Genomic DNA, 26,461 nt, shown 5'->3' on the forward strand with positions numbered 1-26,461 from the left:
CGCGCTAGAGAAGCGGGTCGCGCCCCGAGCCGAATTGCGAGCGACGCTGGAGGACCGCCGTGATCTCGGTGACCATCCGCTTGATGACCGCCGACTGGAAATAGGTGCCCCACTCGCTGCGGATTTCGCTGCCGTCCATGCCCTCGAGCTCCTGAAGAGCCTCGACGAGCCGGTGGGGCAGACCTTTGAACAAGGTGCTCAGCATCGCCACGAGTGCGGTGAAGCGATCGTCCTGCACGAGCTCCATCTCGCGGGTCATCTCGACGCTGATGACTGCCTGCATGAGGTCGATGTTAAGGGCCCTGAGGATCGCCTGGAATTCCGGCAAGGTCATCGAGGCGCGCTTCTCCGGGTCCCGGTGAAGGATCGTGCCGAGCCTGCTCTTCTTGATACCTGAGCGCAGCGCCATCGTCCGGATGCCGATGTCGTTGGCCTCCATCGCGCGCATGATCATCGGCACATAGTCGGCCGCTGCTTCAGCTTCTGCCTCGAGGGGCAGCTCCTGCTCCATTCGATTCGTAAGCGATGACACTTTTCGCCCCCGCAGTCCTTTTTGCGGACAGAGCGACACAATCAAACCTTATCGATCTTGGCAAGCCCTTCGAGAAAAGCCCGCGCACCCCTCACAACCGAATTTATCTAATTCGCACAACCTTTTCGCCCTCGTCACGACCACGCCCGCGCGCGCCTTTTGGCGGCTTTTGCTCGTCGATTCCGATCTTGCTCAACAGCTTGGCGGTGCCCTGCTCGACCACATAATCGAACAGCAGCATGGAGATAGCGTCGCCGACCGTCAGGGCCGATCCGAGATGCTTTTCGAGTCGCCGCTTGGCCTCCGTCAGGCTTTCCGCGCTCGTCTTCGTGATGCTTAGATGGATGCGGATCGGGCCCTTGGTCGGCACCTTCTCGAGGTGCTTGCGCAGCGTTTCCACGTCGTGCTGCTCGATCGCGCCTGCGGCGCCGGCGGTGGCGCGCGCGTTCACGAGGTTCCCGAGCGACTGGTAGCGCCGTGTCTGATTGGAGTGAATCCGCAGACTCTCGGTGGTCAGCCGAAACAGATACTCGGATACGTCGAGGGTGTACCCCCGCATTGCCTGCCCGCCCATTCCCGCATGTCCTTGCTTGCCTGGCTTCGGCTGAAGTCGCCAAGGTGAAGTGACATCGCCCTATACGACTCGTCCGGGGCGAGCCAAGTGTACCCGCACAGGGACTTGCCCGCAAAGCCGGACCTGGGTCCGCAACCGCGGACAGCGCGCCTGAAAGCCGGGACAAGGTGTCCGCGAATCAAGATGAAGAATCGTTGTTCGCGGACGATGTTTGGCTCTGCCGAAGGTTCTTTAGGCACGGCCGCTAGATAAATCCGCCGAGAGCCCGGCGGTTCCAACAAAAGCCGGTTGTAGCGAAAGTCGTTGGGGACCCACCCTTCAATTGGGCGCGGAGGTGCCGCGTCTCCATCGAAGGGAAAACTCTTATGCAGTCTCTGCTGAATCGGAGCGGGCGCATGGAGATGGCGATCCTCGCCCTCGCTGTGATGCTGTTCGCGCTCCTGTGGTTCGCCGGGCCGGCCTTTGCCGGGGCGGATACCACGTTCGACACGGCCCTCACGAAGTTCACCGACTTTCTCGAGGGGTCGGGCGGCAAGGTCATTACCGTGCTGTCGCTCGCCGGCGGCATCGTGGCGCTCGCCTCGGGCCGCTTCTCCATGGGTCAGATCGCCATTCCGGTCGGCGTCGGTGTCGGCGCCGGCACGGGCATTCCGATCGTCACCTCGACGGTGACGGCGACGATCTAACGCAACGAGCCTGGCGCGTCGGGGTGGCAGCCTCGGCGCCGCACAGGGGGAGGGTGGTGCAATGGCCGCAGACAAGTACGCGATCCCATCTCATCTGGACGATCCAGAACTGATCGGGCTGTGGACGCTGGATGAGTTCCTGGCGATGGTTACGCCATTCGTCTGGGGGATCATGACCCAGCACATCGTCATCGGAACGGCGTTGGCATTCGCCGGCTGGTGGGGATTGAAAAAGGCAAAAGCGGGTCGTGCCGCGTCTTGGCTGCTCCATCTGGCCTATTGGCATCTTCCGGCCGGCTTCACCGGCCTGAGGGCCACGCCACCCTCTTATCTCCGACTGATGGCGGGCTGAGATGGACCTCGCATTCAGCCACGCAAGCAACCAGCGGGTTCTTCGCCAGCGCAACTTCCTGGTCGTGGTCGCAGGCGCGCTTGCGGCGATAACAGCGCTGCTGCTCGCCTTCGGCATCTCGCGAGACCGCGAGATCGTCCTCCATGTCAATCGGCCCGGAAAACTGACCCCCTATCGGCGTCCAAAAGTGACCCCCTTGGAATTGGCAGTTCGAGTTGTCCCGGTAGTCCATAGGAGGGACCCGCGGTCGACGCCGCGCGCCGTCAGGAGCGCAGGCGGCGGCGACCGTGGGAGGTACCTGTGGACCCACCGGGTCAACTCGGGGGATGGGGGTCCGGGGGAAGGGGTCAGGCGGCTTCGCGTGTCTTGAAGCGCCAGCTCTCGTTGCCGGTCTCGACAATGTCGCAGTGGTGAGTGAGGCGGTCGAGCAGCGCGGTCGTCATCTTGGCATCGCCAAAGACGGACGGCCATTCGCCAAAGGCCAGGTTGGTAGTGACGATGACGGAGCTCTGCTCATAGAGCCGGCTGACCAGGTGGAACAGCAGCTGCCCCCCGGACATCGCAAAGGGCAGGTATCCGAGCTCATCGAGGATGACCAGGTCGAGGCGCGACAGGTGGTCGGCGATACGCCCTGGTCTGCCAGCCCTGGTCTCGGCCTCGAGGCGGTTCACCAGGTCGACGGTGTTGTAGAAGCGGACCCTGGCGCCGGCGCGGACGCAGGCCCGCCCTATGCCAATGGCGAGATGGGTCTTGCCGGTGCCGGTCCCTCCGACCAGCACGACATTGCGCTGGGCTTCGAGAAAGGCCCCACTGCCGAGTTCGCGCACCAATCCCTCGTTGATGGGCGTTCCGGTGAAATCGAAGTCGGCCAGTTCCTTGGCCAACGGCAGCTTGGCGATGGTCATCTGATATTTGATGGAGCGAGCGTGCTTCTCGTCGATCTCCGCCTTGAGCAGATCCCCGACGACCCGCTGAGCGCTATGCTGCCGCTTCACCGCATCGGCGATGACCTCGTCATAGGCATGGCGCATGCCGGCAAGCTTCAACGTTCCCATCATCTCCAATATGTCGTGGCGTTCCATGGTGGCTCCTCAGGCTGTCATAGCGGGCACAGTCGGCGGCGGGCTCGTGGCGCAGCCGGAGCGCGTCGGGCGTCGTGATGTTGGCGGGTGGCGGCAGCTCGCGCTGGCGTGTCAGGATATTGAGCACCACGTCCCGGCTGACAGGGCCGCCCGCCAGCGCCTCGGCGCAGGCCGCTTCGACCGCCTCCAGCCCATCGGTCGTCACCGCGGCCAGGATGCCGACCATCTGACGGTCACCATCGCTATGGGCCGACAGGCGCCGCCTTATCCGTCCCAGCGCGGCGGGCAGCTCCCAGTCCTTGAACGGAGCGCCGTTTCTCAGCGCGCCAGGCTTGCGGGCCAGCACCGGCACATAATGCCAGGGGTCATAGATGGTCTGGTCGCGCCCGAACCGGCGGGCATGCTCGCCCACCACCTCACCGTCCTGCCGGATAACGATGCGCTGGGCATAGGCGTGGACCTCGACCGGGCGCCCGAGCGCCTTCGCATGGACTGAATATTTGTTGTGGTCGAAGCGGACCAGCAGGGTCCTCGAAACCGACGCCGGCAGCGCATGAAAGCCATCGAACGGCCCCCGGTAGGCTATCAGCGCCGGACGGTCAGCCCCCTCAAATATCTCCCAGACGGTCCGGTCCTTGATCTCCGGGTGGAGCGCCCGCCTGGCATGGGCGACACAGCGGTCGAGCAGCCAGGCATTGAGCTCGTCATAGCTCTTGAAGCGCAGACGCGGCGTGAAGAAGCGCTCGCGCACCAGACCGACCTGGTTCTCGACCTGGCCCTTCTCCCAGCCCGACGCCGGTGTGCATGCCACCGGCTCGACCAGATAATGCCCGCACATCTGTTGGAAGCGCCGGTTGTACTGCCGCTCGCGGCCAAGGAAGATGGCGTCCACCGCCGTCTTCATATTGTCGTAGATGCCGCGCTGGCAGGCGCCGCCGAAGAAGGCGAACGCCCTGTCATGGGCATCGAACACCATCTCCTGGCTCTCGCGGGGATAGGCCCGCACGAAGAACATCCTGCTGTGGCAGAGCCGCATGTGCGCGACCTTCACCGTAGTCGTCACACCCGCCAGCACGACGACCTCGTGGCTCCAGTCGAACTGATAGGCTTCCCCCGGCGCGAAGCTCAGCGGCACGAACGCCGCCGCCGTCATCGCCGACCGCTCGCGCTGCCAGCCCGCCGCATAGCGACGAACCGCGTCATAGCCGCCGCGATAGCCGAGCCCCTGGAGTTCTTCGTAAATCCGTATCAGCGTCAGCCGCTCACGGCGCTGCTTGCGCTCGTTGCTCTCCAGCAGCCGCTCGAGGTCCGCAGACCACGGCCCCAGCTTGGGCAGCGGCTGCACCGCGCGCTCATAGGTGAAGTCCGTTCGCTCCGACCGCACCACCTTGCGCACCGTGTTCCGAGACACCCCAAGGTCCCGGACGATTTCCTTGATGGTCTTGCCCTTGACGAAATATTCGCGCCGGATCCGCGCCACCGTCTCCACGACCAGCATTCTCCCCGACCGCCCTCGCACAAAAGCGACGAGCGTGAACCACGTCAGTTCAGGGGGTCAATTTTGGAAGCCGATCCGCCCTCAACGGGGTCAATATTCCACGCCGATTCACACCCCAGGATCACCGGCTCGCCGGTGATTAGCCCGATGATGAGAACGGCCGGCACGGTGAGACCGACCGTAGAGGCGGCCGCGCCCAGGCAGAGGTTGATCGCCCGGGTGAGCTCGTTGCGCGCCACGGCTTTCAAGGCGGAGATGCCCTCGGGCGTAAATACGATCATCGCGACGACAATGCCCGCGAGCGGAGCCGGCGCCCCAAGGTGCGAGATGCCGGCGTCGAGCTGCTTGGCGAGGCTCTTGGACAGCAGTATGATCGGCAGCAGGTTGAGCAGCAGGAACAGGACGCTCTTTCCCGTCGAGACGGCGATCGCGTCTGTTCCGGATGAAGCCGCGACTGGCGGGAGCGGATCGACGCCATCCGCCGGGCGGAAGAAGCCCTTGTGCCGTCCGGTCTGGAGCCACAGGAAAAGCCCGTAGAGCAGGACAGTGAAGGCTGAGAAGCACAGCGCCTGTAGAAGCGAGAGCCGGCCGTGCGCTGCAGAGAGCGTGAAGTTCGGCAGCACCAGAGCGATCAGCGAGAGCGGAATGATCAGCGCGAGATAGGAGGTCGCGCCCTCAAGGTTGAAGCTCTGCTGGCGGTGGCGGATGCCGCCAACGAGCAGGCCAAGACCGACGACGCCGTTGAGGACGATCATCAGCACGGCGAACATCGTGTCGCGACCGAGCGTCGGGACGTGCGACCCGCTCAGCATGACCGCGCCGACCAGCACCACCTCAATGATCACGATCGAGAGCGTTAGCACCAGCGTGCCAATCGGCTCGCCGAGGCGGTGAGCCAGCTTCTCCGCCTCGGCGACAACCCCGAACGCGCACCAGATGATTACGCCCAGCAGCCATAGAAAGACGAGTGGGCCCAGCGCGGATTGATGCAGCTGAACCTTGCCGATCCCGCTGGGGGACAGGAAAACGGCTACGGCGCTCCACCCAGCCGCGAGGCGGAGAGTCACAGCGGTTGCCGCTGAGGGCACCGCCCAGCGCGACCGCGCGAACGGGGCGCTATCCGACAGACGCGGTCCGATGCTGGCGCTGCACCTGTGCAATCGCATCGACCAGTTTCGAGTAGCGATAGGGTCCAACTTCGAAAAATTCGGCGGCCACGCGCGTGATACCGAGCTCGGCCAGTTCGCTGTCCGACAGCTCCGTTGGCGCGGGAGGCACTAGGACGCTGGGTTCGCTCATGCTTCTTCATCCTCGGAGTGAGCGGGAGCGCGACGCGTCTCTCAGTCGCTTCGTTGCTCGTGAGGGCGGAGCGATAAGGCCTATATGGGGGTTCGGCGGCGCGGAACCATGACAATGCTCGCATGGACTCCGTCGCGGAAACTATTCGTCGCCTCACCTTTCAGAACCCGGCCGCGATCACCACCTATCACCGTGATCGTCGCCTGCGATGGATCGGGGCAGCTCCAGCCTCCCTCATCCCTCTCATGCTTCATCACCCGGCGCGCAGTCTCCGCGCCCCGAGGCACCGCGGGGTTCGCCCGCCGGCGAAGAAAGGCTTTCGGATGTCACGCGCCATCAACATCGACGCTACGCAGGACCACGTGGAGCGGACCTGCGCCGAGCACAGGATGGCAATCAGTTCGATCGAACCACTGCATCCTAGCGGCACTCGCGTCGTCATGAAGAACGTCGCGGCGGCCCAGACGATTGCTGACGCTTATGCAGGTAAAGTTATCGCTGGCACGGTCAGTCGCATGCCACGCCGGGCGCGATGAAGGGAGCTCCTGATGCCCTCGCTACCCGTCAGATTCAAAGTAGGCGGTGTTGATTAGGCGCTTCTCCCGGCACGTGTTACAAGCTCCTATCGCTGGCAGATGTCCCTGAGCTCGCCAGCGCCTGAGAGACACATGCGCTCCCGCTTGATGCCGGAGCACATTCTATGCCCCTCGACTATCTTCTTCACCGTCAGCAGGTCGAAATGACGCGAGCTGATGCGGCTGCCTGTGTCGCCTCACGTCATGCCCATCGCCAGATGGCTCGCCTCTACGCGGCGGAACTTGAGCGATCCGCGCCGCTGGCTGCGGCCCGCTAGCTTCTTCGGCGCTCGCCAAGTGAGACTGGCCCGCTCGGCTACGCCCCGACTGCCACAAGTTGGTTGGCTCCTCCAAAGCGGACGGCAGGGCCCTAGCCAATCTACCTGGCCCGGCAGCGCCAGCGCCATCTCCGCTCAAGGAAACGATCTCATGATCCACAACAACGACAACAGCTCGCGCGCCATAGAGGCTAAGCGCCACTCGCTGCAGGAGGCAGTAATCCGCCGCCACTCCCGTGTGTTGGACGACTTCCAGACCGGAAAGCTCGATCCGGCGCGCGGCGGCATGGCGCACCTCATGCGCATATTTCGACAGGCAGAGGGACGCTTGGCCGCCTTCAACGAGGCGCATCCGACGGAATAGCCGGCGCCGCCACGAGAACTGATGCTGTACCGCTCAGATCAGCAGAATGGAGATTGTTCGATGTCTAAGGGTCAGAAGGGTAACAAGGAAGCACGCAAGCCCAAGAAGGCTGGTCCCCCTAAGCAGAATGCGTCGAATCCATCCACAAAGGGCACGCCTGCTGCCGTGAAAAGCAGCTAAGCCTTTGAGCGACGAGATGCGTATCCCGTGGGCGTCCAATGCCCGCCTGATCGAAGCAGGGGGACCGGGAGCCCAAGTTGGCACGCTGCGGGGGTGTGTTCGAGCTTGGAGCTTCCTGGAGGCCGAGCGGCAGTCGGTTGCTCGGATCGAGTGTGCTGACGCAGTGCAACTCTCAAATTGGGAAGAAGCGGTCGTTCTGGTCGGTTCAAAGCGGATCGCCGAACTGCTGACGCGAATCGGCTGGTGAACGGTTCATTCGACAAGATGGGTCACGAAGCCATGACAGCAAAAAGCGGGCGGATCGTGGCGATCGGCCTGCTCGCCGGCAGCGATCTGGACGTTCTTGGGGCAGGGATCCGCCGCGTCTACTCCCTGCAGGAGGGCACTGACTTCGCCGCGCTACTTGCAACGATCGATCAAGCGGAGGCGAGGGGCGGAAAGACTGAAGAGGACTAACTCGCCATCCGCGGATCCGGTCGAAGCTTTCGCTCGCGATGTATCGAGGAGGTTCAGCCGGTAAAGGGCGATGCGTACCAACTTGAGAGGAAGAAAAGTCGCTCAATCCAATTTGAACGTGGATTGCGATCTCTCCAAACTGCGCCGGCGACCAAACTTCGACTCAGCAGCTGGCGTTTCTCAGGGAGGTCCCCTATATGGGTTCAGCTGAACGTCGCCTGCGACGGATATTGGGCCGCTCAGGCTCCCCTTGTCCCTTTCTAGCTTCAAGACGCCGAGATGCGCCGCCTTGGCGCATGCTCGACACCATGGGACGAGGAAATCCTCATGATCACCGGCACCGTGAAATTCTTCAATGCCGACAAGGGCTATGGCTTCATCGCGCCTGAGACCGGCGGTGACGACGCTTTCGTTCACATCACGGCAGTGGAGCGTGCTGGCCTGCGCACGCTCAACAAGGACCAGCGCGTGAGCTACGAGCTGGAGACCGACCGTCGCGGCAAGACGTCCGCTGTGAACCTGCAGGACGCCTGATTGAGTGTGGCGGATGCTCGGGTGTCCGCCACGTCTTCTGTGAGCCAATGCTCCAGTTGAGTTCAGCTGAGGCGGCAGAGCCGCCGACCGCGCGGGAGACAACTATGTCGAGACCCACGATCGCACCGTTTCTGATCGCGAAAGATGAGGAAGGCCAGTTCCGGATCACGGTCCGTCAAACGCGCTTCAACTCACAGAATTATCCGATCGTCACATCGACACTGCAGCCTGAGACGTTCAGGAGCGCTACGGCAGCTCGAACGCATGCGAAGCAGCAGTTCGGCGCAGCGCCCGGTGAATTCGCATCCAAGTAGCACCGGAGCCGTCAGGCATTCTGATCGACAGCGGCGACGTTCCCGGTGGAGAAAAGCTCTATCTGATCCGCCACGGTTCGGATTACGAGATCCTGCTCGGTGATGAGCAATTGATGGGCAGCTGGGCCAGCTGCTCTGAAGCAGCTTTGGCGCTGCTCGTTTGCCCGCGCCTTACGTCGCCTGCGCCGACAATGCTGATCGGCGGCTTGGGAATGGGCTTCACGCTGGCAGCGGCACGATCCGCTCTTCCGGCAGACGCGCGCATCATCGTCTCGGAACTTGTGCCATCCATCATCACCTGGGCTCGAGGTGCGCTCGCACACCTGTTTGCCGGCGTGTTCGAGGATCCTCGCGTCGCCATCGAACCACGCGACGTTCATGACGTCATCGTTGATCGGACAGGTGGGTTCGATGCGATCCTGCTGGACGTCGATAACGGGCCTGAAGGACTGGTCGCACTCGCCAACGAGCGACTCTATTGCAACTGGGGGCTGCGCGCGGCCTACGCGGCCCTGCGCCCGGGCGGGATCCTGGCGATATGGTCGGCCTTTCGCGACGACAGCTTCCACTCCCGGCTTCAGGCAGCGGGCTTCGGCGTAGAGGAATTCAGCATCGATCCAGATGGTACAGGACGCGATCCGCCTCACGTCATCTGGCTCGCCACTAGGTCCCACAAGGTTGAAGAAGGCGGATGTGGCGTATCAGCCTGATACAAGGCGGTAGCTGAAATTTGATCTCAAGCCGCCCACAGCACCTTCTGACGCTCGTCGGTGCAGAGGTCTAACTTCCATGAACGAAGGGCGGATTTCGGGTGGCTGCTAAGCCGCGCTGAACGTCCACTAGTGGGTCTCGCCGCTAGGGGCCGCCATCATCGGCGCTGTCGCGAAGCGCTGCCCAGCCTGCGCGTGAACAACCCCAACCAGTGATCGGCATCCGGAAGCTGTCAGCCTCCAAACGGCCCAAAACTCCGCCGGTCACATCAGCCGCCAAGTCCAACCTTCCTCGGCAAGCGCTGTTTCGATCCAAGACGCGACTTGGCCGCCCACGCCGGAGCAATACCAGTCTATGTAATCGCCTTCCTCGCGAATCCAGGCGACCATTTCTCCAGCTGCGCGCTGGCTGTAGCTGACGATGTCACCGTCCGGAGCTATCCATTCGATGTTGGCGAGAGCACACCATAGGTCGATGGCAGCCGCGCCGTCCGCCCTGATGCGGCCGCCCAGCAGTCGATCAACAGTGAGCTCGAACAGCTTTCTGTTTCGGAAGAGGCGAGAACTCGGCACGCCCATTTCCCGATTCCGGTCATTGAACACGACGATGTACCCCGAGATTTATTACGCGCCGATGCGACGCGGCGTGAAGGGCTGATAGCAGGCAACGCCCGAGTTGTAAGCGATGCGAGCGCCGAGGCACGATGGGCGAAGGGCTCAGGCGAAGGTGGTCTTCTGCTGCAGGACAGTTCGGAAAGTCACTTACCATAATGGGAGATTATGGTAACAATAGGGGGGTCGGAGCGACGGGGAGGGGAGCCTGAAAAGCGCCATGGCCGAGAGCATCGATAGTTCGCTCGCCGGCGAGATGCTCGTCATCCGCGACGATGTCCGGCTGCCGCAACGACGCGCGACGGGAACGACCGAGCCACTCGACGCGCGACTGACCCGTGCAATCGCGAGCGTGATGCCGGAAGGGGCAGCGCCGGTCAGCGAGGTTGGGTTTGAAGCTTCGCTCAGTGCCATGGCAGACAACAGCAAGGCGGCAATTGCCTCGGATCTAGCATGCTATACCGAATGGTGCGCGCGCGAGCGGCGCGCAGCCTTGCCGGCTGATCCTGAAACGCTGGTTCGCTACGTCCAGATGCTTGAGCGGCGGGGGCACAAACCATCGACGCTCGCGCGGCGAATTGCCAGCTTGGCGACGGTCCATCGCCTCGTGGGAATGGGTGACGGTGCGCCGACCAATGCGCCGATGGTGCGCGCGGCGCTGAAAGCCGTTCGACGGCGCCGCGGATCAACCCAACGCCAGGCGGCGCCCTTACGGCTCGGCAAAGCACTCGATCCGCATGCTTCATCGGGCTTTACCTTGCAGGCATTGCTCGATGCATGCTCGTACGATCTACAGGGTCTGCGCGATGCGGCATTGCTGTCGCTGGGGTACGACGCTGGCTTGCGCGTCAGTGAGCTAGTGGCGGTCGAAGAACGGCATATCGAGCCACAAGAGGATGGCTCGGCCACGCTGCTCATCCCGTCGTCCAAGACCGATCAGGAGCGGCAGGGGGCGTGGGCTTGGCTGTCGCCTGACACAATGCGGCGGATAGGGGCTTGGCTTGAGGTCAGCGGCGTCCGGGATGGGCCGCTGTTCCGACGGATCGGGATCGATCGTCGCCGTGCACGCGCTGCCGTCGCCCCGGTCGCCTACGAGGCTATTCCCGGGAACACGCAGCGCTGGCGAGAGCGCATGGATGGCCGCGCAGCTGAACTGGCGCGTACGACTTACTCGATTGGTACGGCACGGCTTTCCCGACAAGGCGTCAACGGCATCTACCGGCGAGTTGCCATGGCCGCGTTCGACAAGGGCCTCGTAAACATACCGGTCGCGGAGGTTTTTCAAGCGGTGAAGGACCTGTCGACCCACTCGCTTCGGGTGGGGCTTACTCAGGATCTATTTGCCGCCGGTGAAGATGGCGCTGGTATCGCGCAAGCCCTGCGCTGGAGCTCACCGAGCACGGCACTGCGGTATGGGCGTAAGCTCGCCGCGCGCAGCAACGTCGCAGCCCGGGTGCTTTCAAGGGTGCGAACCTAGGCTAGCGACGCGGCTCAGGCGGTCGGGACAAAGCTAAGCGAGGTGTCCGGTCCGGTTTCGCGAGCATAATGATCAACGGCGTCCTCAGCGTCGCGACGATCCTGATCCCGCTGGAGGACCCGCCTTACGATGATGCTGTGTGGCGAGCCCGCGCGCGCAACTCCTCAAAATAAGCGTCGTCCGCCGAGGGGCCAGGGACCGACTCGGCGCCATCGAGCACTAGCCGACGCAGCCGCTGGCGGTCTTGGTCCTTACCGATGAGCTCGCGCACATAATCGCTGCTCGTGCCGTAGCCACGTCTCGCGACCTGTTCATCCACGAACGCCATGAGAGTGTCGGGCAGCGAAATGTCCATCGTGATCACGGCGCCAACATGGGCATTTGGCAAAATTTCGCAACACGGTTGCGCCAGCCGAACGGAGCAATGTGGCGACATCCGGCGATCCTCAGAAAAGTCCAGCTATCTCCATATAAGAATGAGCGGCTGTCCGGCGAACTTGTGTGAAGCGAGGAGGCGTGGACGTCATTCTCCGGCGATCTTGATAAAACGACATTGCCACCCCCGCCCGGCAAGCTCAAGTCTGTCCGATAAGAAAGATTATCGGACAGACGTCTTAGGTAGGCCGCTGCGGTTGAACGATCGGAATCCGATCGTCGCTCCGCAATGCTGAAGGGCGATCGCTGACCGATGAAGTGGCCGTAGATCGCCGGACACACCAGAAAGAGCAGCGCCTGCCGTCGACGACGGCGGCGCTGCCTAGTCTTCCGGCCCAACGTTTCAGAGCCGGATTATTCCTCCCGCTGCCCGAACAGGCTGAGCAGCAGCTGGAAGAGGTTCACCAGGTTCAGGTAAAGCGAAAGCGCGCCCATCACGGCCAGCTTTTCGGCTCGCTCCGACCCGGCATAAGCCAGATATTCGCTCTTCAGGCGCTGCGTGTCCCAGGCCGTCAGGCCGGTGAACACGAGCACGCCGACAATCGAGAAGACGAGCTGCAGCGTCGAGGAGCCGACGAACAGGTTGACGATGCTCGCGATCACGACGCCGATCAGGCCAACCATCAGGAAGGTGGACCAGCGCGACAGGTCGACGTTGGTCGTATAGCCCCACAGGCTCATGGCGGCGAACACGGCCGCGGCGCTGAAGAAGGCCAGCGCGATGCTGGTGCCCGTGAACACCAGGAAGATACTGGCCATCGATACGCCCATGACCGCAGCAAAGGCGAAGAACGCCGTTCGCGCCTGTCCTGTCGTCATGCGCTCGACCCTGAACGAGAAGAACATGACAAATGCCAGCGGCGCGAAGATCGCGACCCACTTAAGCGGCGTGCCAAAGATTGGCTGGTACAGCGCTGGCACGCTGGCGACGAGGAATGCCACCAGCGCTGTAATGCCGAGGCCGAGCGCCATGTTGCGATAGACGCCGAGCATGTGCCGGCGTAGGCCTTCATCATAGACGGCCGTGGTTGTGGCCCGGGCCGACGGGAAAGGCCGATAGGTATTCGGTTCGAAAATTCTGTTCATGCCTCACTCCATTGCTCCAATGTCAATGAGGCACTCGGCCGGCTCCACCTGGGTGTGAATCGGCGTGGAATATTGACCCCGTTGAGGGCGGATCGGCTTCCAAAATTGACCCCCTGAACTGACGTGGTTCACGCTCGTCGCTTTTGTGCGAGGGCGGTCGGGGAGAATGCTGGTCGTGGAGACGGTGGCGCGGATCCGGCGCGAATATTTCGTCAAGGGCAAGACCATCAAGGAAATCGTCCGGGACCTTGGGGTGTCTCGGAACACGGTGCGCAAGGTGGTGCGGTCGGAGCGAACGGACTTCACCTATGAGCGCGCGGTGCAGCCGCTGCCCAAGCTGGGGCCGTGGTCTGCGGACCTCGAGCGGCTGCTGGAGAGCAACGAGCGCAAGCAGCGCCGTGAGCGGCTGACGCTGATACGGATTTACGAAGAACTCCAGGGGCTCGGCTATCGCGGCGGCTATGACGCGGTTCGTCGCTATGCGGCGGGCTGGCAGCGCGAGCGGTCGGCGATGACGGCGGCGGCGTTCGTGCCGCTGAGCTTCGCGCCGGGGGAAGCCTATCAGTTCGACTGGAGCCACGAGGTCGTCGTGCTGGCGGGTGTGACGACTACGGTGAAGGTCGCGCACATGCGGCTCTGCCACAGCAGGATGTTCTTCGTGCGGGCCTATCCCCGCGAGAGCCAGGAGATGGTGTTCGATGCCCATGACAGGGCGTTCGCCTTCTTCGGCGGCGCCTGCCAGCGCGGCATCTACGACAATATGAAGACGGCGGTGGACGCCATCTTCCTTGGCCGCGAGCGGCAGTACAACCGGCGCTTCCAACAGATGTGCGGGCATTATCTGGTCGAGCCGGTGGCATGCACACCGGCGTCGGGCTGGGAGAAGGGCCAGGTCGAGAACCAGGTCGGTCTGGTGCGCGAGCGCTTCTTCACGCCGCGTCTGCGCTTCAAGAGCTATGACGAGCTCAATGCCTGGCTGCTCGACCGCTGTGTCGCCCATGCCAGGCGGGCGCTCCACCCGGAGATCAAGGACCGGACCGTCTGGGAGATATTTGAGGGGGCTGACCGTCCGGCGCTGATAGCCTACCGGGGGCCGTTCGATGGCTTTCATGCGCTGCCGGCGTCGGTTTCGAGGACCCTGCTGGTCCGCTTCGACCACAACAAATATTCAGTCCATGCGAAGGCGCTCGGGCGCCCGGTCGAGGTCCACGCCTATGCCCAGCGCATCGTTATCCGGCAGGACGGTGAGGTGGTGGGCGAGCATGCCCGCCGGTTCGGGCGCGACCAGACCATCTATGACCCCTGGCATTATGTGCCGGTGCTGGCCCGCAAGCCTGGCGCGCTGAGAAACGGCGCTCCGTTCAAGGACTGGGAGCTGCCCGCCGCGCTGGGACGGATAAGGCGGCGCCTGTCGGCCCATAGCGATGGTGACCGTCAGATGGTCGGCATCCTGGCCGCGGTGACGACCGATGGGCTGGAGGCGGTCGAAGCGGCCTGCGCCGAGGCGCTGGCGGGCGGCCCTGTCAGCCGGGACGTGGTGCTCAATATCCTGACACGCCAGCGCGAGCTGCCGCCACCCGCCAACATCACGACGCCCGACGCGCTCCGGCTGCGCCACGAGCCCGCCGCCGACTGTGCCCGCTATGACAGCCTGAGGAGCCACCATGGAACGCCACGACATATTGGAGATGATGGGAACGTTGAAGCTTGCCGGCATGCGCCATGCCTATGACGAGGTCATCGCCGATGCGGTGAAGCGGCAGCATAGCGCTCAGCGGGTCGTCGGGGATCTGCTCAAGGCGGAGATCGACGAGAAGCACGCTCGCTCCATCAAATATCAGATGACCATCGCCAAGCTGCCGTTGGCCAAGGAACTGGCCGACTTCGATTTCACCGGAACGCCCATCAACGAGGGATTGGTGCGCGAACTCGGCAGTGGGGCCTTTCTCGAAGCCCAGCGCAATGTCGTGCTGGTCGGAGGGACCGGCACCGGCAAGACCCATCTCGCCATTGGCATAGGGCGGGCCTGCGTCCGCGCCGGCGCCAGGGTCCGCTTCTACAACACCGTCGACCTGGTGAACCGCCTCGAGGCCGAGACCAGGGCTGGCAGACCAGGGCGTATCGCCGACCACCTGTCGCGCCTCGACCTGGTCATCCTCGATGAGCTCGGATACCTGCCCTTTGCGATGTCCGGGGGGCAGCTGCTGTTCCACCTGGTCAGCCGGCTCTATGAGCAGAGCTCCGTCATCGTCACTACCAACCTGGCCTTTGGCGAATGGCCGTCCGTCTTTGGCGATGCCAAGATGACGACCGCGCTGCTCGACCGCCTCACTCACCACTGCGACATTGTCGAGACCGGCAACGAGAGCTGGCGCTTCAAGACACGCGAAGCCGCCTGACCCCTTCCCCCGGACCCCCATCCCCCGAGTTGACCCGGTGGGTCCACAGGTACCTCCCACGGTCGCCGCCGCCTGCGCTCCTGACGGCGCGCGGCGTCGACCGCGGGTCCCTCCTATGGACTACCGGGACAACTCGAACTGCCAATTCCAAGGGGGTCACTTTTGGACGCCGATAGGGGGTCAGTTTTCCGGGCCGATTGACACCAATCTCGATGCCCTTGCAGTCCCGCAGCAGATTGAAGGCGCGATTCATGCAGCCCAGCATGCCGAGACCCAGCACGTCGACTTTCATGAACTTCAGCTCGTCGATGTCGTCCTTGTCCCATTCGATGATCTGCCGGTCCTCCATCCGCGCCGGTTCAATCGGCACGAGATCGTCCAGCCGGTCCTGCGTGAGTACGAAGCCGCCTGGATGCTGCGACAGGTGCCGCGGCGTACCGATGAGCTGGCGGGCGAGGAGCAGGGTGAGCTTCAGCCGATGGTCCTCGGCGTTGAGGTTGAGGCTGGCGATCTGCTCGTCGGTGATGCCGTCGACCGACCAGCCCCAGACGAGGCCGGTCAGCAACTTGGTAAGATCGCGAGGGAGCCCCAGTGCCTTGCCGACTTCTGCCACCGCGCCGCGCGTTCGAAAGCGGGTCACGACGGCAGTCAGCGCCGAGCGGTCGCGGCCGTAGGTCTCATAAATCCATTGGATGATCTCTTCGCGGCGCTCGTGCTCGAAATCGACGTCTATATCGGGTGGTTCCTTGCGCTCGCCCGACACGAAACGCTCGAACAGCAGCTCATGCTTGATCGGATCGATCGACGTGATGCCGAGCAGGTAGCAGACACAGCTATTGGCGGCCGACCCGCGGCCCTGGCACAGAATGCCGCGGCGGCGGCTTTCCGCAACGATCGAGTTGACGGTCAAGAAATAGGGCGCGTAACCGAGCTGATCGATCAATCGCAGCTCATGGGTAATCTGATCGCGATAACGTTGCGGCAGGCCCTCGGGAAATGCGCGGGCGGCCGCCTCCTCGGTGAGAAAGGTCAGCGCCTCCTGAGCGCTACGGCCGGCCATGGCTTGCTCATAAGGATATTGATACTGGATTTCGCCGAGGTCGAATGTGCATTGCGCGGCGATGTCGGCGCTTGCCCGAATGGCATCGGGAAATGCGGCAAACCGCCGTTCCATTTCCTGGGGCGACTTTAGGTCACGATCCATGAACCGCTCGCGGCGGAAGCCGAGCGCGTCGATCGTGGTCTTCTCACGGATCGCGGTCATCACGTCCTGCAGCGGCCGCGCCGCCGGTGTGTGGTACAGCACGTCGCCGGTCGCGACGCTGCGCGTGCCGGTGCGCCGGGCCAGCTTATCCAGTTCGAACAGGCGCTGGGCATCATCGGGGCGGCGACGCAGTGACAGGGCTAGATAGCCACGCGGCCCGAACGTCTCGTGCAGCTCGGCGAGTTGCCCGGCGGTGGTGTCGTCGGGCACGTCCGGCACAAGGACCGCGATCAGTCCCTCGGCATGCGCGACGACATCGCTCCAGTCGAGAATGCAACAGCCCTTGCCGCCGCGCGCCTTGCCGACCGAAAGCAGCCGCGTGAGCCGCGGCCACGCCGCCCGATCTGTCGGATAGACCAGCAAGGCGCGGCCATCGGTCAGATCGAGCCGCGCTCCGGCAATCATCCGGACGCCGGTCGCTTTCTGGCCGCGCCAGCCGCGCACGACGCCGGGCACGCCGCCCCAATCGGTCAGGCCCAGCGCCTTGTGACCTAGCAGCGCGGCGGCCGAGAACAGCTCCTCCGGCGAAGACGCGCCGCGCAGGAACGAGAAATGGCTCGTGACCTGAAGTTCGACGTAGGTCGCCATCAGCCGAACAGCCCGTGCATGTACCAGCTCAGATCGCCGGTGCTGCCTTCGACGCCATCGCCGCGACGGAACAGCCAAAAGCGTTCGCCGCCCTCAACCTCGACCCGGAAATAGTCGCGGACCGCCCACATTTCGCGCTCGGTTCGCCACCATTCGCCGTGGATGCGCTCGGGGCCATCGCCGGCGACCACGCGATAGGGCTGGCCGCGCCAGACGAACCGGCGCGGCGGATGATCAGGGAGCAGCGCCACGACGCTGGACAGCAGCTCAGGGCGGCGCAGCAGTCGCGCCGGCCGCTTCCACTTTGGCCAGCCCGCCGGGCACGCCAGCGCGGCGGCGCGCAGCGTGGCGCGCTCGGGTACGTCGCTTTCCTGCGCCCCGATGCGGAACAGCGCTCCATCACCAGCGCGGACGGTGAGCTGGTCGACCAGCGGCGCCAGATCGGGAACGCGGGGCTCGGCAAGCCCAGCGCCAAGCGACACGGGCATCAAATCCTCGACCCGCGGTGCCGAGAGCGACATCACCTCGATACCGAGATCGGGTTCGATCCGCTCGACCCGCATGGCGAGCATCCGCTTGAGATGCTTGGCCTCCCGCGTCGCCTTGGCGGCGCCGAGCCCGATCCGCTGTTCGACTCCATCGACGCGAACGCAGGTGAGAACCGCAGCCCTCAGACCGAGCCCCCGCGCCTGCAGCACGCAGACCAGATCGTCGACGAGGTCACCGATGACCTGCGTGAGCGTTTCGGCCGTGCCGATCGGTTCGAGTAAGCGGCGCTCGACGCGCGGCACCTCAAACGGCATCACCGGCACGATAGGCTCGGCCACCAGCCCGCGCGCTTGGTCGAGTCGAGTGACGGTCTTCATGCCCAGCCGCCGGGCAAGTGGTCCGCGCGCGATCGGATAGAGATCGGCCACCCGCTCCAGCCCGAAGCGTGCCGCAGAAGCCAGGGCGTCGGGCTCAAGCCGCAGCGCCGCCAGCGGCAGGTCGGCAATCGCCTGGGTCTCGGTGCCGGGCGGGAGGATAGTGACGCGTTCGCCGCCGTAGCGTGCGAGCGCATGCGCCGCGCCAGGCGAGCCGGCGATTGCGATGGTCGCTGTAAATCCGAGCCGGTGCAGGAAGCGGAGCAGCCGTCGGCAGAAGCGCTGCTCACCACCGAACAGGTGGGTCGTGCCCGTGAGGTCGAGCCACAGGCCATCGGCTCCGGCGACACTGGCGGTCGGTGTCCAGTGCCCGACCGCATGCAGCGCGAGGCGGTCGAGCACGCCGCGATCGTTCTTGGGCTCAGCGTCGCGCACATCGAGCTCGGCGACGAGCGCGCGGGCGTGCGCGGCTGCCATGCCGGGGCGTAAGCCGAGGTCCAGCGCTTGCGGACAGGCGGCGGTGACGACATCGCGCTGGCCGACACGTTCGACCAGGATGGTCGGCCGCGCCCATGTCCCGATGAGGGCGGCAGCGACGGGCGCATCGCCGCGCGCGCCTTCGTCGGGCGGCATTGCCTTGAACGGATTGTCGGCGGCCTCGCTGCGTCGTCCCATCTCGCGCATGGTCGGCCGCTTGTGCGCCGGGAGTGCACCGCTCTCGCCCTGGCTAGGCTTGTCAGGCAGCGCGCCAACGCGCGGCCAGGTTGCGCCGCCGTGACTGGCGAGCGCCCATCGCGCGCCCGGCCGCCAGCCGCCGCCGCGCGGCACCGAGCAGGCGCCGGAATCGTCGTCGACCGGCGCTCGAGGTATGGGCTTTGATGGGGCCGGCAGCGCCTCAGGCGGCTTGGCTGGCCGCTCCAGCCGTCGCAGTCGCTCTATGGGCAGTTGCGGCAGGTAGAGCGAGGCGACCCTGATCATCACATGCGTCGAGTTCGAGGGAAAAAGGATTGCCGTTCCGCTGGCGGACCAGCTCGACGAACCAGCGGGCGCGGCCGACACCGGGATAGGGCAGCCGCGCCGACGACGCACAGCCGATCCGCCAGCGCGTCATCGCCGACGAGGGCTGATCGAGCGGGCATCGGTCGCGAGTGCGGTGTCGGCGGTAGAGCAGCATCGGCGTCTTGCCGTCCGATGCCGCAAGCTGGAGGCGGCGTGTGGCGGTCTGATCCGCCGCCCTGACTTCGGCGATCACGCAGGCGACCGAGCCATCGCGCAGAGCGTCCTCTGCCATCGCCAGCACCTCGGCATCCTTGCGGCCTTGGGCATAGAGGATGCGATCGGGGCCGAGCCCGACCTGTTCGAGGCCGGGCGCGTACAAGTCAAATTTCGAGAGCGCCCACAGCACGGTGAAGCCGGATTGCGATGCGAAGCGGGCGGCGATACCCGCTGCGAACAGCGTCGCGGCAGCGTCGTCACTCAGCGACGGCCGCGCCGGCGCGATCTCGTGGAGGCCTGCACCATCGAGGCCGTGATCGGCTAATCGGTCGTCGAGCGCCGCCAGCCCGAACGCCAGCGCCGGCCCGTGCCGGCTCTGGGCGTGCGCAAGCTGTGCGCGAAGCGCAGCGATTTGATCGGCGCGCGGCCGATCGAGAGGTGGCGGTTGGGCAAACATCGGGCAAGCTAACGACTCATTTGTTCGCCCTATGTTCCCCCTCTATCCGATCTTCGTCAAGCAGAGTCAGACGCCGCCAAGCAGCCGTAGCGTCATCTCGTCACGCTCGCCGCCGAACCAGCGGTCGAGTGCCGCCGCCAGCAATGCCGCCGGCCGGGCTGCCTCGAACAAGGTCAGCGACGAGCGCAGCTTCATCGCGTCGACTTCGCCGAACACCGCTACGGGGTCGCTGGTCGGCAAATCCTGTAGCGCGGCCACGCACTCGAGATAGCGCGCTCCGAGCACCGGATGATCGAGATATGCCGCCGCTTCATCGGCCGAGCGGATGCCGAAATGCTTTGCTGTTGAGCTTCGACCGAGGTCGGCGAGCTGCGGGAAGATGTACCAGATCCAATGCGAACGCTTGGCGCCGCGACGGATCTCGGCAAGCGCGCCGGCATAGGCCAGTGTCTGTGCTTCGACGAAACGGTCGAGGGAGGTCGCGTCGGGCATCGTCAGAGCAGTGCCGGCTCGCTGGGCGGGAATACGCGCGTGACCGTCAGGGCGCCTTTCGGAAGCGCGGTCAGCACATCCGATGCCGGCACCGACGGGTCCAACCAATCCGCCCATTGATCGCGCTTCAACGGGATGATCTGGCGATGATGATACGGCCTCACGTCCTCGCCCGGCTCCATCGTCAGCATGGTGATGGCTTCGCCGGCCTGGGGGTGCGAGCGCCAGATGCCGGCTATGCAGAACCAGTCATGATCGTTCATCGTGAACAGCCACTTGGTTTTCCGCTTCTGGCCCGGCTGGGGATCGGTGAATTCATAAAAGCCATCGGCCAATATGAGGCAGCGACCGCTGGTGAACTCGCGGCCCTCCGAGCGGAAATTATAAACCGGCCTGCCGCCTTGGCCTGGCCAGCTCCACTTGCGGTTGACCAGTTCGCCAGCGCCGCGCTCGTCTTCGACGCTGCGCACAATCGGCGCGGTATCGCTGATCTTGATATCCTCGCGTGCCGGCACGTTCGGCGTGCCTTCGGGCATACTGATCTTGATCTTCAGATTGTCGAAATCCTCGGCGATCGAGGCGATATCCACCTCCAGGCGATAATCGTTGCACACCGTTCGTCAGCCTTCCTTGCGACGCTTTATCGTTCCCATTATGTTCTTTGACATGGAACCGCCAATACCTTTCGATTCGGACGCGCCGCTGGGCGCTCGCCGCGCCATCATCCGGCGAAATCCGAACGATGCCAGCGAAATCGAGATGGTCGAGGCGACCTGGGGATCAAACCCGCGGTTCAGCGACGGCGACAGCTACCGCTTCGTGCGGGCGGAAGGGCGGACGTTCCCGGCCCATCGCTGTCTGATTCCGGCAAGCGAGTTCCATATGACCGTCGGACGGAAGCGCTATCGCGTCATGCTCGACGGCGGCAACCACTTCTATCTCGCTGCGGTTTGGGAGCCGCCGATGGGCGATTGGCCGCTCTGCTATCGTGTCGTGACCGTCGCCGCGAACCCTGAGGTAGCGCGCTACCAGGAACGGCACGGCGCGATCATCCATCGCCGCCAGGTGATGCAGTGGCTCGACCATAGCGTGCCGGAGATCGATCTGCTTGAGACGCCCGCGGCGCGGACGTTCCTCATCGAAGAGATCGGAGCGGGACCCGTCCAGGAGATGCTGGCGCTGTAAGCGTGGTTGATCGGCTGCGCGCGGCTCCCATCCCGAGGCATCGGTTCAGCGTCTAAGGCAGCGGCGTTACAAGCGCCTGCGCCGAGAGGATCGCAGCCGTGTCTTTCCCCTGCCCTCGCCTCTTGATCTGGTTCAAATCGCTTCCAAATCTCGGCGATAAGCTGAGCCTGAAGCTAGCCGCGACGAAGCGAAAGGAGGTATTCATGTCGCAGCCTGTTTCCCGATATCTCCATCCGTTCGAGGTTGCGGGGCACCCGACGCTCGAACCGGAGGTGAAGCGCGCCATCCTCGCGTCCTGGGCATCCGATCGCGTCGCGGTCGAGGGCCAGCCGGCGCTCCGCCGGCCGCCAGGGGCCCGACAGCCCGTGTCCGTCGACGAGATACTGGCGGCCCTACGATCGTTGGACGGTGAGGATGCAAGGCCGACCTTGCAGTGAAGCGCGGTCCGCTTAGGCGCTGGCGCGAGCGGGGCGGACGGGTCGTACGCCTCCTGCTGCCCTTCGAAGATATCATGGATGTCGCGCTCGCGCTCCTCGCACTCACGCCGGATGAGCTTGCCGCGCTGGGCTGGAGCTTCGCCGCCCGCAAGCGTCTGCTCGAGCACTTTCTCGTAGCCGGCAAAGAGGCGGATGCGATTGATCCGTCCGCACTGGACCGGACGATCCTGACGTTGCGCCTGCCAGTGCGGGATGTGCGGCGGCTCCAGGATTTTGCGCGCCGCGAACTCCCCAAAATGGCGAGCCGGGCCGCAGTGATCGATCGACTTGAAGCGGCGCTCGATGCCGCCATCGGTGGGGAGCGCTGAACCGCGCCGGCTCGGCGGGTCACCTCCCCTTCCCCTCGGCGGCAAGCAAAGGCGGCGGGTCGCCTATCTTGACCCGGGTCTTCAACGTTCCATCGGGGCGTCGATGCAGGTCTATCCCTCCGAAATGCCGTCGCGTAAATGTCATGAGCTTCACGACGCTTTCATAAGTCGTCGATCGTCCGAAGAACTTCACGGGCCCATGCCATTTGTCGCCCTCGATGACACGCATCCGATAGGTGCCAGGCGGAACCGGGACAGTGACGTCATCGTCCCCATGAACGTAGACTGAGATGACGTGGTGGTCGGATCCGGGGTCGAACAGTTGGACGACAGCATTGGGCGATGCCGTCACCACCCGCATGCGCGATGTGGCATCGTGCGGGTCTATGGCCGCGTTCACCGTGACGCTTCCAGAGGGCGGAAAAGGCAAGGCTGCTTCCCGATCGGGGAGCCAGCCACTGCGCCTCGCTTCCCGGTACATCGGATAAAGGAAGGAGGCGGCGAAGAGCAGAATGATCCACTTCTGCATGGGGTGGGGACCGAACCGCACCTTGCGGCCCTTCTGATAGTCGAACCCCCGGTTCTTCGCATCGAACCAGAGCCCGCCGTTCGCGCCTCTCCCCTTGGCGTCGATCCACGAGGCGCTCCCTAGGGGTACGGCCTGTTCCTTTCGAGCTCTCTCCGCTCGAGCCTCGCGCGCAGCTTTGCCGAAGCCCCAAAAGCGCCTCCCCGGCGCAAGACCTTGGCGCTGCCGATAGCGTTCCTTCATGTAGTCACGATCATCGATGCCCATGACGTAGGTCTCCCCCTTCACCGGCGCGGCCCACGTGGCGGATCGCGCCGGCATGATTTCATCAGCTCCAGCCGTCGCGGCGGCCCTCGCCGCTGTCCTTGAGCCCGCGCCGGTCGAGGCTCGAGCGCCGGATCTCCAGTTCGACACCGTCCCGGGTGTCGCGCGTCCGGATGTCCCGCGGATCGACATCGTTGCGCTTGGCAAAATCCTCGGCGGCCTTGGCGCTGCCGAACTTGCCCACCTCGTCAAAATCCCATCCACTCATCGTCGTCTCCATCATCAAGCTCCGGCGTCCGGCCGGCCGGTCTTCACAGGTCGAGCCCCAGGCTCCGTTCCGGCAGCGGCGGCAGAGCGTCGCCACGGTCCGGCTTGAGGTCGGGCGGTGACTTGGAAGCGCCGGCAGCGGCGGCGGCGCCTTGCGTGTGGGCCGGGGACGGCAGCTCACCCGGCAACGGCGGCAGGTCCGCCAGGTCGACCGGGCCGACATGAAGCTTCTCGCGGGGTCCGCTGCTCTTGCCGCGTGTGCGTTCGTGATCAACGTCGAGGCGACCGACGGTTTCGAGTGCCGACGTCTTGTTGCCCGGATTGTTGTCGAGCTGGCGCTCGAGCTTCTCCTTGTCGTCGACCACCATCGTGAGCTCATCGCGCACGCGCGTGACTCCGACATTGAACAGGCGCTGGTTGGAGAGATTGCGCTCCTGGCTCGACATGACGGTGATCGCCTTGTCGGTCGTGATGCCCTGCGCCATGTGCATGTTGAGCGAGTAGGCAAGGTCGAGCCGCGACAGCATCGGGTCGCCGAGATCGAGCGTCAGCCTCTCCTTGCCGGCGGTCTCAACGGTCACGCCCTCGGCGTCGACCGCGAGCACCCGCGCCAGCGCCGAGTTGTGGAGCCCGCGTTCCTTGTCGTTGGCGGTCCAGCGGATGCGGTCGCCCTCACGCAGGTGGAGATCCTTTTTCTCGCTGAGCTGCAGCCGGTCGCGCTTTTCGGTCGGCGACAGCTTCTGCGGATCAAAGCGTATGGACCGGTTGCCGAGCTTCAGGTCGACCTTGCCGTTCGGGTGGACCTTGGCGACGTCATAGCGGCCAGCGGCCAGGCCGACGTCCTGGCCGCCGCCGCGGCCGACCTCGAGCGTCTGCCCGGCCTGAAAGGTGGCCGCATAGCGCAGCTCCTCGCGCGTGGTGTTGACGCGCTCGTACACCGTGAGGTGGATGCCCTCCCCTCGCACGCTGCCTTCGGTGGCGAGGCCGTCCTGGATCCGCTGGTTGATGACCGCTCGCGCCGCGCGCCCCGACGCGAACACGGCCGTCGCCTCGCGATCGGCGGCGGAAAGGCCGAGCCACATCTCGGCCGCATGGAGCGCCGGACTCTGATGCTCGACGACGCTTTCGCCCAGCACCTTCATCGCTTTGGACGCTTCGCCGAGGTTGGCGAGCGCCGCGACGGTGCGGAGCTGATCCGTGCGCTGCCGGATATTCTCGTCCATTCGCGCCATCGTGCCTCCACCCGCCTGGATGAGCGCGAACGACTTGCCGGCGTCGATTGAAGAGAGCTGCTGGCGGTCGCCCACGAGGACGAGCTTGTCGACGCCGAGCGCGGCGGCGATCTGGTGGAGCTTGAGCATGTCGTCGGACGAGACCATCGAGGTTTCGTCGACGATGAGCATCGAGCCGGCGAGCGCGGCGCGGGCTTCGTCGTATGCGGGCCCCCCGGCCTGAACGTGGCGCTCGTTGGCGAGGATGAACGAGGCGATCGTCTGGGATCTGATCCCTGCCCCTTCCGCGAGATCGGCGACCATCTTGTTCTGGAAGGCCAGGCCCATGACGGAGCGGCCCTCGGCTTCCGCGACACGCGCAACCGCCTGCAGCATGGTCGACTTGCCGGCGCCGGCGATGCCCTGGATCGCGACGGTCCTGTCCTCAGAGGAAAGGATCAGCGCGGCCGCGCCGAGCTGGCCGGCGTTGAGCTCCCTGTCTGCGACCGCCTGGAGCCGCCCTGGAGCGTCCTGCGCGGCGAGGATGGGCGAGGCGAGCCCCCTGCCCTCCTCGACTGCCCCGAGGATCCGTTCCTCGGTCAGAAGGGCTTCCCGGGTCGTGACCATCCGCGGGTGCGTGTCGCCGATCCGCGCCTCGCCCGCGATGAGCTGGCCACGCCCGACAAGCTGCTCGATCCGCCGCTCGACATGGTCGACTGTCACTCCCTTCAGCCCGAGGTCGAGCGCGGTCTTGCCAAGCTGGTGGACACTGAAGGCGGCTTCGCGTTCGGACAGCATCCGGACGGCGGAGGCGACCGCCAGTTGCGCGCGTGCTTCGGCCGGCGAGGTGGTCACTCGCGCAAGGCCGCGATCGACGAGAGGATCGTGCGCGCGCAGGGCCGACCCGAGCTTGTCCCATGCCGTCGACACCGCTTCCGATACGGCGCGGTAGCCGCGTTCGAGCGCGCTGCCGGGATCGCGTTGCGCCGCCCGGGCGAGGGCTGCGTCGAGGAGCGACTTGCCGTCGAAACCGAGCGCTGCCGCCTTGTCGATCCATGCCTGCCGCAGCGCCTCGCGATCCTCGACGTTGAGCTTGGGATCGCGCGTGTTGGTGGTGACGCCGTCCCGCCCCTTGGCCGATACAATGCCGAGCTCGGCCGTCTTTTCGAGTATCGCCTCGCGGCGCTGGCTGAACGCGTCGAGCACCGGCTTGGGCACGCCGGCGATCTCGAACGTGCCGTGCTTGCCCTTGAGCTCCACCTGGTAGCCGAGCTTCTCGAGCTCCTCGCGTAGGAAGGCATGGTAGATCGAGCCGATCACGGAGTTGTTAGACCAGATCTTGTCTGCGTGGAGCGCCTGCCACTTGCCGTCGGGCATTTTGGTCAGGTTGGCGATGACGGCGTGGACATGGGCCTGCGGGTCGAGGGCGCGGCTCGTGCCGTGTTGGAAGAGCGCGTAGACGAGGTTCCCGCTCCGCATCGGAACCTTGCGGCCTTCGATGTCCTTGCGCCCCTCGGCGAGGTTGCTCTCTACCCAGGCCATTGCGCGGGTCACGGCTTTCATGTTGGCGCCGTCGGGACCGAGGATGCGCTTGTCGCCGGCGACATAGGCGAGCACCGAAACGGATTTCGGGGCCGAAAAGGTGAGATCGACTCCGGCCCGCCGGTTCTCGACCTGGGCGACGGCCTCGCCGCCCGGCAAGATTCCGTTGAGAACGCCCTCGAATGCCTCCTTCGACACCTCGCCCGAAAGGCCGAGCGCGGCGGAACCTTCCCCGCCCCAGGCGCTGATCTCCGACGAGCCTTCGACCGTGTAATAGTCGTCCTTCGCGAAGTAGCCGGCGGCGCCGGACGCGGAACGGACCGATGCGACCGAAAGCAT

General features: G+C 64.8%; 30 protein-coding genes and 1 pseudogene. 14 read left to right on the forward strand and 17 right to left on the reverse strand.

Annotated elements, in window-relative coordinates; all coding sequences use genetic code 11:
* Nucleotides 1–4: 4 nt before the first annotated feature.
* Nucleotides 5–511 (reverse strand): hypothetical protein, encoded by a 507-nt coding sequence (locus tag BSL82_RS13240; protein WP_047100311.1) that lies wholly within the window; start codon nucleotides 509–511, stop codon nucleotides 5–7.
* 124 nt (nucleotides 512–635) lie between these two features.
* Nucleotides 636–1,106, reverse strand: coding sequence for a hypothetical protein (locus BSL82_RS13245; RefSeq protein ID WP_066549635.1), 471 nt, complete (start codon nucleotides 1,104–1,106; stop codon nucleotides 636–638).
* 365 nt (nucleotides 1,107–1,471) lie between these two features.
* Here BSL82_RS13245 and BSL82_RS13250 point away from each other — a divergent pair, with 365 nt between their 5' ends.
* Complete coding sequence (locus tag BSL82_RS13250; protein WP_030541416.1) at nucleotides 1,472–1,792, forward strand: TrbC/VirB2 family protein; 321 nt, start codon at nucleotides 1,472–1,474, stop codon at nucleotides 1,790–1,792.
* Between the two features lie 61 nt (nucleotides 1,793–1,853).
* Complete coding sequence (gene traL, locus BSL82_RS13255; RefSeq protein ID WP_007406717.1) at nucleotides 1,854–2,144, forward strand: type IV conjugative transfer system protein TraL; 291 nt, start codon at nucleotides 1,854–1,856, stop codon at nucleotides 2,142–2,144.
* Nucleotides 2,145–2,491: 347 nt separating this feature from the next.
* Here traL and istB (BSL82_RS13265) read toward each other — a convergent pair whose 3' ends face one another.
* From istB (BSL82_RS13265) to BSL82_RS13280, 4 genes are read right to left on the reverse strand one after another with little or no spacing between them, the layout of a single operon-like run.
* Complete coding sequence (gene istB / locus BSL82_RS13265) at nucleotides 2,492–3,226, reverse strand: IS21-like element helper ATPase IstB (RefSeq protein ID WP_048575050.1); 735 nt, start codon at nucleotides 3,224–3,226, stop codon at nucleotides 2,492–2,494.
* Nucleotides 3,159–4,724 (reverse strand): IS21 family transposase, encoded by a 1,566-nt coding sequence (gene istA / locus BSL82_RS13270; protein WP_048575051.1) that lies wholly within the window; start codon nucleotides 4,722–4,724, stop codon nucleotides 3,159–3,161. The genes istB (BSL82_RS13265) and istA (BSL82_RS13270) overlap by 68 nt, the downstream gene beginning before the upstream one ends.
* Before the next feature lie 44 nt (nucleotides 4,725–4,768).
* Nucleotides 4,769–5,791, reverse strand: a complete 1,023-nt coding sequence (locus BSL82_RS13275; protein ID WP_072597898.1) for a calcium:cation antiporter — start codon at nucleotides 5,789–5,791, stop codon at nucleotides 4,769–4,771.
* Nucleotides 5,792–5,840: 49 nt separating this feature from the next.
* A complete protein-coding gene (locus BSL82_RS13280) occupies nucleotides 5,841–6,023 on the reverse strand; it encodes a hypothetical protein (protein ID WP_072597899.1) in 183 nt (60 codons plus the stop codon).
* Nucleotides 6,024–7,027: 1,004 nt separating this feature from the next.
* On the opposite strand from BSL82_RS13280, the gene BSL82_RS13290 reads away from it, so the two are divergent.
* The 6 genes from BSL82_RS13290 (at nucleotide 7,028) to BSL82_RS13315 (ending at nucleotide 9,434) form a co-directional block, all read left to right on the forward strand.
* A complete protein-coding gene (locus tag BSL82_RS13290) occupies nucleotides 7,028–7,240 on the forward strand; it encodes a hypothetical protein (protein ID WP_072597900.1) in 213 nt (70 codons plus the stop codon).
* Between the two features lie 184 nt (nucleotides 7,241–7,424).
* Nucleotides 7,425–7,667: a hypothetical protein gene (locus tag BSL82_RS13295; protein WP_072597901.1), complete on the forward strand. Its 243-nt coding sequence runs from the start codon at nucleotides 7,425–7,427 to the stop codon at nucleotides 7,665–7,667.
* The gene (locus BSL82_RS13300; RefSeq protein ID WP_072597902.1) at nucleotides 7,664–7,876 is read left to right on the forward strand and encodes a hypothetical protein; all 213 of its coding nucleotides are present in this window, start codon (nucleotides 7,664–7,666) and stop codon (nucleotides 7,874–7,876) included. The genes BSL82_RS13295 and BSL82_RS13300 overlap by 4 nt, the downstream gene beginning before the upstream one ends.
* Nucleotides 7,877–8,203: 327 nt before the next feature.
* Nucleotides 8,204–8,410, forward strand: a complete 207-nt coding sequence (locus BSL82_RS13305) for a cold-shock protein (RefSeq protein WP_072597903.1) — start codon at nucleotides 8,204–8,206, stop codon at nucleotides 8,408–8,410.
* A gap of 104 nt (nucleotides 8,411–8,514) precedes the next feature.
* A complete protein-coding gene (locus BSL82_RS13310) occupies nucleotides 8,515–8,724 on the forward strand; it encodes a hypothetical protein (protein WP_072597904.1) in 210 nt (69 codons plus the stop codon).
* Nucleotides 8,725–8,870: 146 nt separating this feature from the next.
* On the forward strand, nucleotides 8,871–9,434 hold the full coding sequence (locus BSL82_RS13315) for a polyamine aminopropyltransferase (RefSeq protein WP_226998466.1): 564 nt from the start codon (nucleotides 8,871–8,873) through the stop codon (nucleotides 9,432–9,434).
* A gap of 264 nt (nucleotides 9,435–9,698) precedes the next feature.
* On the opposite strand, the gene BSL82_RS13320 is transcribed toward BSL82_RS13315, so the two are convergent.
* Nucleotides 9,699–10,007 (reverse strand): hypothetical protein, encoded by a 309-nt coding sequence (locus tag BSL82_RS13320; RefSeq protein WP_158010893.1) that lies wholly within the window; start codon nucleotides 10,005–10,007, stop codon nucleotides 9,699–9,701.
* Between the two features lie 259 nt (nucleotides 10,008–10,266).
* Between BSL82_RS13320 and BSL82_RS13325 the strand changes: the two genes are divergently transcribed.
* A complete protein-coding gene (locus tag BSL82_RS13325) occupies nucleotides 10,267–11,523 on the forward strand; it encodes a site-specific integrase (RefSeq protein ID WP_072597907.1) in 1,257 nt (418 codons plus the stop codon).
* Nucleotides 11,524–11,647: 124 nt separating this feature from the next.
* On the opposite strand, the gene BSL82_RS21110 is transcribed toward BSL82_RS13325, so the two are convergent.
* Together BSL82_RS21110 and BSL82_RS13335 are read right to left on the reverse strand one after the other, a co-directional pair.
* Nucleotides 11,648–11,878, reverse strand: coding sequence for a ribbon-helix-helix domain-containing protein (locus tag BSL82_RS21110; RefSeq protein ID WP_226998705.1), 231 nt, complete (start codon nucleotides 11,876–11,878; stop codon nucleotides 11,648–11,650).
* A gap of 434 nt (nucleotides 11,879–12,312) precedes the next feature.
* Complete coding sequence (locus BSL82_RS13335; protein ID WP_037471676.1) at nucleotides 12,313–12,951, reverse strand: Bax inhibitor-1/YccA family protein; 639 nt, start codon at nucleotides 12,949–12,951, stop codon at nucleotides 12,313–12,315.
* Nucleotides 12,952–13,210: 259 nt separating this feature from the next.
* Between BSL82_RS13335 and istA (BSL82_RS13340) the strand changes: the two genes are divergently transcribed.
* Together istA (BSL82_RS13340) and istB (BSL82_RS13345) are read left to right on the forward strand one after the other, a co-directional pair.
* The gene (gene istA / locus BSL82_RS13340) at nucleotides 13,211–14,776 is read left to right on the forward strand and encodes an IS21 family transposase (RefSeq protein WP_048575051.1); all 1,566 of its coding nucleotides are present in this window, start codon (nucleotides 13,211–13,213) and stop codon (nucleotides 14,774–14,776) included.
* A complete protein-coding gene (gene istB, locus BSL82_RS13345) occupies nucleotides 14,709–15,443 on the forward strand; it encodes an IS21-like element helper ATPase IstB (RefSeq protein ID WP_048575050.1) in 735 nt (244 codons plus the stop codon). The genes istA (BSL82_RS13340) and istB (BSL82_RS13345) overlap by 68 nt, the downstream gene beginning before the upstream one ends.
* Nucleotides 15,444–15,642: 199 nt before the next feature.
* On the opposite strand, the pseudogene BSL82_RS13350 reads toward istB (BSL82_RS13345), so the two are convergent.
* From BSL82_RS13350 to BSL82_RS13370, 5 genes and pseudogenes are all read right to left on the reverse strand, one after another.
* Nucleotides 15,643–17,295, reverse strand: a pseudogene (locus BSL82_RS13350) (PHP domain-containing protein); the annotation flags it as partial.
* Nucleotides 17,295–19,136 (reverse strand): DUF6504 family protein, encoded by a 1,842-nt coding sequence (locus BSL82_RS13355; protein ID WP_083579209.1) that lies wholly within the window; start codon nucleotides 19,134–19,136, stop codon nucleotides 17,295–17,297. The pseudogene BSL82_RS13350 and the gene BSL82_RS13355, both read right to left, overlap by 1 nt.
* On the reverse strand, nucleotides 19,054–19,830 hold the full coding sequence (locus tag BSL82_RS13360) for an ImuA family protein (protein WP_030541292.1): 777 nt from the start codon (nucleotides 19,828–19,830) through the stop codon (nucleotides 19,054–19,056). The genes BSL82_RS13355 and BSL82_RS13360 overlap by 83 nt, the downstream gene beginning before the upstream one ends.
* A 66-nt stretch (nucleotides 19,831–19,896) precedes the next feature.
* Nucleotides 19,897–20,322 (reverse strand): DUF1810 domain-containing protein, encoded by a 426-nt coding sequence (locus BSL82_RS13365; RefSeq protein ID WP_072597908.1) that lies wholly within the window; start codon nucleotides 20,320–20,322, stop codon nucleotides 19,897–19,899.
* 2 nt (nucleotides 20,323–20,324) lie between these two features.
* Entirely contained in the window at nucleotides 20,325–20,936 is a 612-nt protein-coding gene (locus BSL82_RS13370) for an SOS response-associated peptidase (RefSeq protein ID WP_072597909.1), read from the reverse strand.
* A 52-nt stretch (nucleotides 20,937–20,988) separates the two neighbouring features.
* Here BSL82_RS13370 and BSL82_RS13375 point away from each other — a divergent pair, with 52 nt between their 5' ends.
* The 3 genes from BSL82_RS13375 to BSL82_RS13385 all read left to right on the forward strand — a co-directional run bounded on the left by BSL82_RS13375 (nucleotide 20,989) and on the right by BSL82_RS13385 (nucleotide 22,312).
* Nucleotides 20,989–21,507: an SOS response-associated peptidase family protein gene (locus BSL82_RS13375; RefSeq protein WP_030541289.1), complete on the forward strand. Its 519-nt coding sequence runs from the start codon at nucleotides 20,989–20,991 to the stop codon at nucleotides 21,505–21,507.
* Between the two features lie 203 nt (nucleotides 21,508–21,710).
* Nucleotides 21,711–21,944: a hypothetical protein gene (locus BSL82_RS13380; RefSeq protein ID WP_030541288.1), complete on the forward strand. Its 234-nt coding sequence runs from the start codon at nucleotides 21,711–21,713 to the stop codon at nucleotides 21,942–21,944.
* Between the two features lie 74 nt (nucleotides 21,945–22,018).
* Nucleotides 22,019–22,312: a hypothetical protein gene (locus BSL82_RS13385; RefSeq protein ID WP_223308181.1), complete on the forward strand. Its 294-nt coding sequence runs from the start codon at nucleotides 22,019–22,021 to the stop codon at nucleotides 22,310–22,312.
* Between the two features lie 19 nt (nucleotides 22,313–22,331).
* On the opposite strand, the gene BSL82_RS13390 is transcribed toward BSL82_RS13385, so the two are convergent.
* From BSL82_RS13390 to mobF, 3 genes are read right to left on the reverse strand one after another with little or no spacing between them, the layout of a single operon-like run.
* Nucleotides 22,332–23,159: a hypothetical protein gene (locus BSL82_RS13390; protein ID WP_193408584.1), complete on the reverse strand. Its 828-nt coding sequence runs from the start codon at nucleotides 23,157–23,159 to the stop codon at nucleotides 22,332–22,334.
* 7 nt (nucleotides 23,160–23,166) lie between these two features.
* A complete protein-coding gene (locus tag BSL82_RS13395) occupies nucleotides 23,167–23,382 on the reverse strand; it encodes a hypothetical protein (RefSeq protein WP_226998467.1) in 216 nt (71 codons plus the stop codon).
* 31 nt (nucleotides 23,383–23,413) lie between these two features.
* Nucleotides 23,414–26,461 (reverse strand): MobF family relaxase, encoded by a 3,048-nt coding sequence (gene mobF, locus BSL82_RS13400; RefSeq protein ID WP_072597910.1) that lies wholly within the window; start codon nucleotides 26,459–26,461, stop codon nucleotides 23,414–23,416.

The organism is Tardibacter chloracetimidivorans (assembly GCF_001890385.1).
Lineage (GTDB): Bacteria > Pseudomonadota > Alphaproteobacteria > Sphingomonadales > Sphingomonadaceae > Tardibacter > Tardibacter chloracetimidivorans.

Bases quoted from the DNA above. Each gene is read 5' to 3' on its own strand.
- istA (WP_048575051.1), bottom strand. From the start codon at position 4,724: ATGCTGGTCGTGGAGACGGTGGCGCGGATCCGGCGCGAATATTTCGTC.
- mobF (WP_072597910.1), bottom strand. From the start codon at position 26,461: ATGCTTTCGGTCGCATCGGTCCGTTCCGCGTCCGGCGCCGCCGGCTAC.
- BSL82_RS13325 (WP_072597907.1), top strand. From the start codon at position 10,267: ATGGCCGAGAGCATCGATAGTTCGCTCGCCGGCGAGATGCTCGTCATC.
- BSL82_RS13310 (WP_072597904.1), top strand. From the start codon at position 8,515: ATGTCGAGACCCACGATCGCACCGTTTCTGATCGCGAAAGATGAGGAA.
- BSL82_RS21110 (WP_226998705.1), bottom strand. From the start codon at position 11,878: ATGGACATTTCGCTGCCCGACACTCTCATGGCGTTCGTGGATGAACAG.
- BSL82_RS13355 (WP_083579209.1), bottom strand. From the start codon at position 19,136: ATGATCAGGGTCGCCTCGCTCTACCTGCCGCAACTGCCCATAGAGCGA.
- istB (WP_048575050.1), top strand. From the start codon at position 14,709: ATGGAACGCCACGACATATTGGAGATGATGGGAACGTTGAAGCTTGCC.
- BSL82_RS13380 (WP_030541288.1), top strand. From the start codon at position 21,711: ATGTCGCAGCCTGTTTCCCGATATCTCCATCCGTTCGAGGTTGCGGGG.
- BSL82_RS13290 (WP_072597900.1), top strand. From the start codon at position 7,028: ATGATCCACAACAACGACAACAGCTCGCGCGCCATAGAGGCTAAGCGC.
- BSL82_RS13250 (WP_030541416.1), top strand. From the start codon at position 1,472: ATGCAGTCTCTGCTGAATCGGAGCGGGCGCATGGAGATGGCGATCCTC.
- traL (WP_007406717.1), top strand. From the start codon at position 1,854: ATGGCCGCAGACAAGTACGCGATCCCATCTCATCTGGACGATCCAGAA.
- BSL82_RS13335 (WP_037471676.1), bottom strand. From the start codon at position 12,951: ATGCTCGGCGTCTATCGCAACATGGCGCTCGGCCTCGGCATTACAGCG.
- BSL82_RS13245 (WP_066549635.1), bottom strand. From the start codon at position 1,106: ATGGGCGGGCAGGCAATGCGGGGGTACACCCTCGACGTATCCGAGTAT.
- BSL82_RS13360 (WP_030541292.1), bottom strand. From the start codon at position 19,830: ATGTTTGCCCAACCGCCACCTCTCGATCGGCCGCGCGCCGATCAAATC.
- BSL82_RS13305 (WP_072597903.1), top strand. From the start codon at position 8,204: ATGATCACCGGCACCGTGAAATTCTTCAATGCCGACAAGGGCTATGGC.
- BSL82_RS13390 (WP_193408584.1), bottom strand. From the start codon at position 23,159: ATGCCGGCGCGATCCGCCACGTGGGCCGCGCCGGTGAAGGGGGAGACC.
- BSL82_RS13365 (WP_072597908.1), bottom strand. From the start codon at position 20,322: ATGCCCGACGCGACCTCCCTCGACCGTTTCGTCGAAGCACAGACACTG.
- istA (WP_048575051.1), top strand. From the start codon at position 13,211: ATGCTGGTCGTGGAGACGGTGGCGCGGATCCGGCGCGAATATTTCGTC.
- BSL82_RS13385 (WP_223308181.1), top strand. From the start codon at position 22,019: ATGGATGTCGCGCTCGCGCTCCTCGCACTCACGCCGGATGAGCTTGCC.
- BSL82_RS13375 (WP_030541289.1), top strand. From the start codon at position 20,989: ATGGAACCGCCAATACCTTTCGATTCGGACGCGCCGCTGGGCGCTCGC.
- BSL82_RS13280 (WP_072597899.1), bottom strand. From the start codon at position 6,023: ATGAGCGAACCCAGCGTCCTAGTGCCTCCCGCGCCAACGGAGCTGTCG.
- istB (WP_048575050.1), bottom strand. From the start codon at position 3,226: ATGGAACGCCACGACATATTGGAGATGATGGGAACGTTGAAGCTTGCC.
- BSL82_RS13395 (WP_226998467.1), bottom strand. From the start codon at position 23,382: ATGGAGACGACGATGAGTGGATGGGATTTTGACGAGGTGGGCAAGTTC.
- BSL82_RS13240 (WP_047100311.1), bottom strand. From the start codon at position 511: ATGGAGCAGGAGCTGCCCCTCGAGGCAGAAGCTGAAGCAGCGGCCGAC.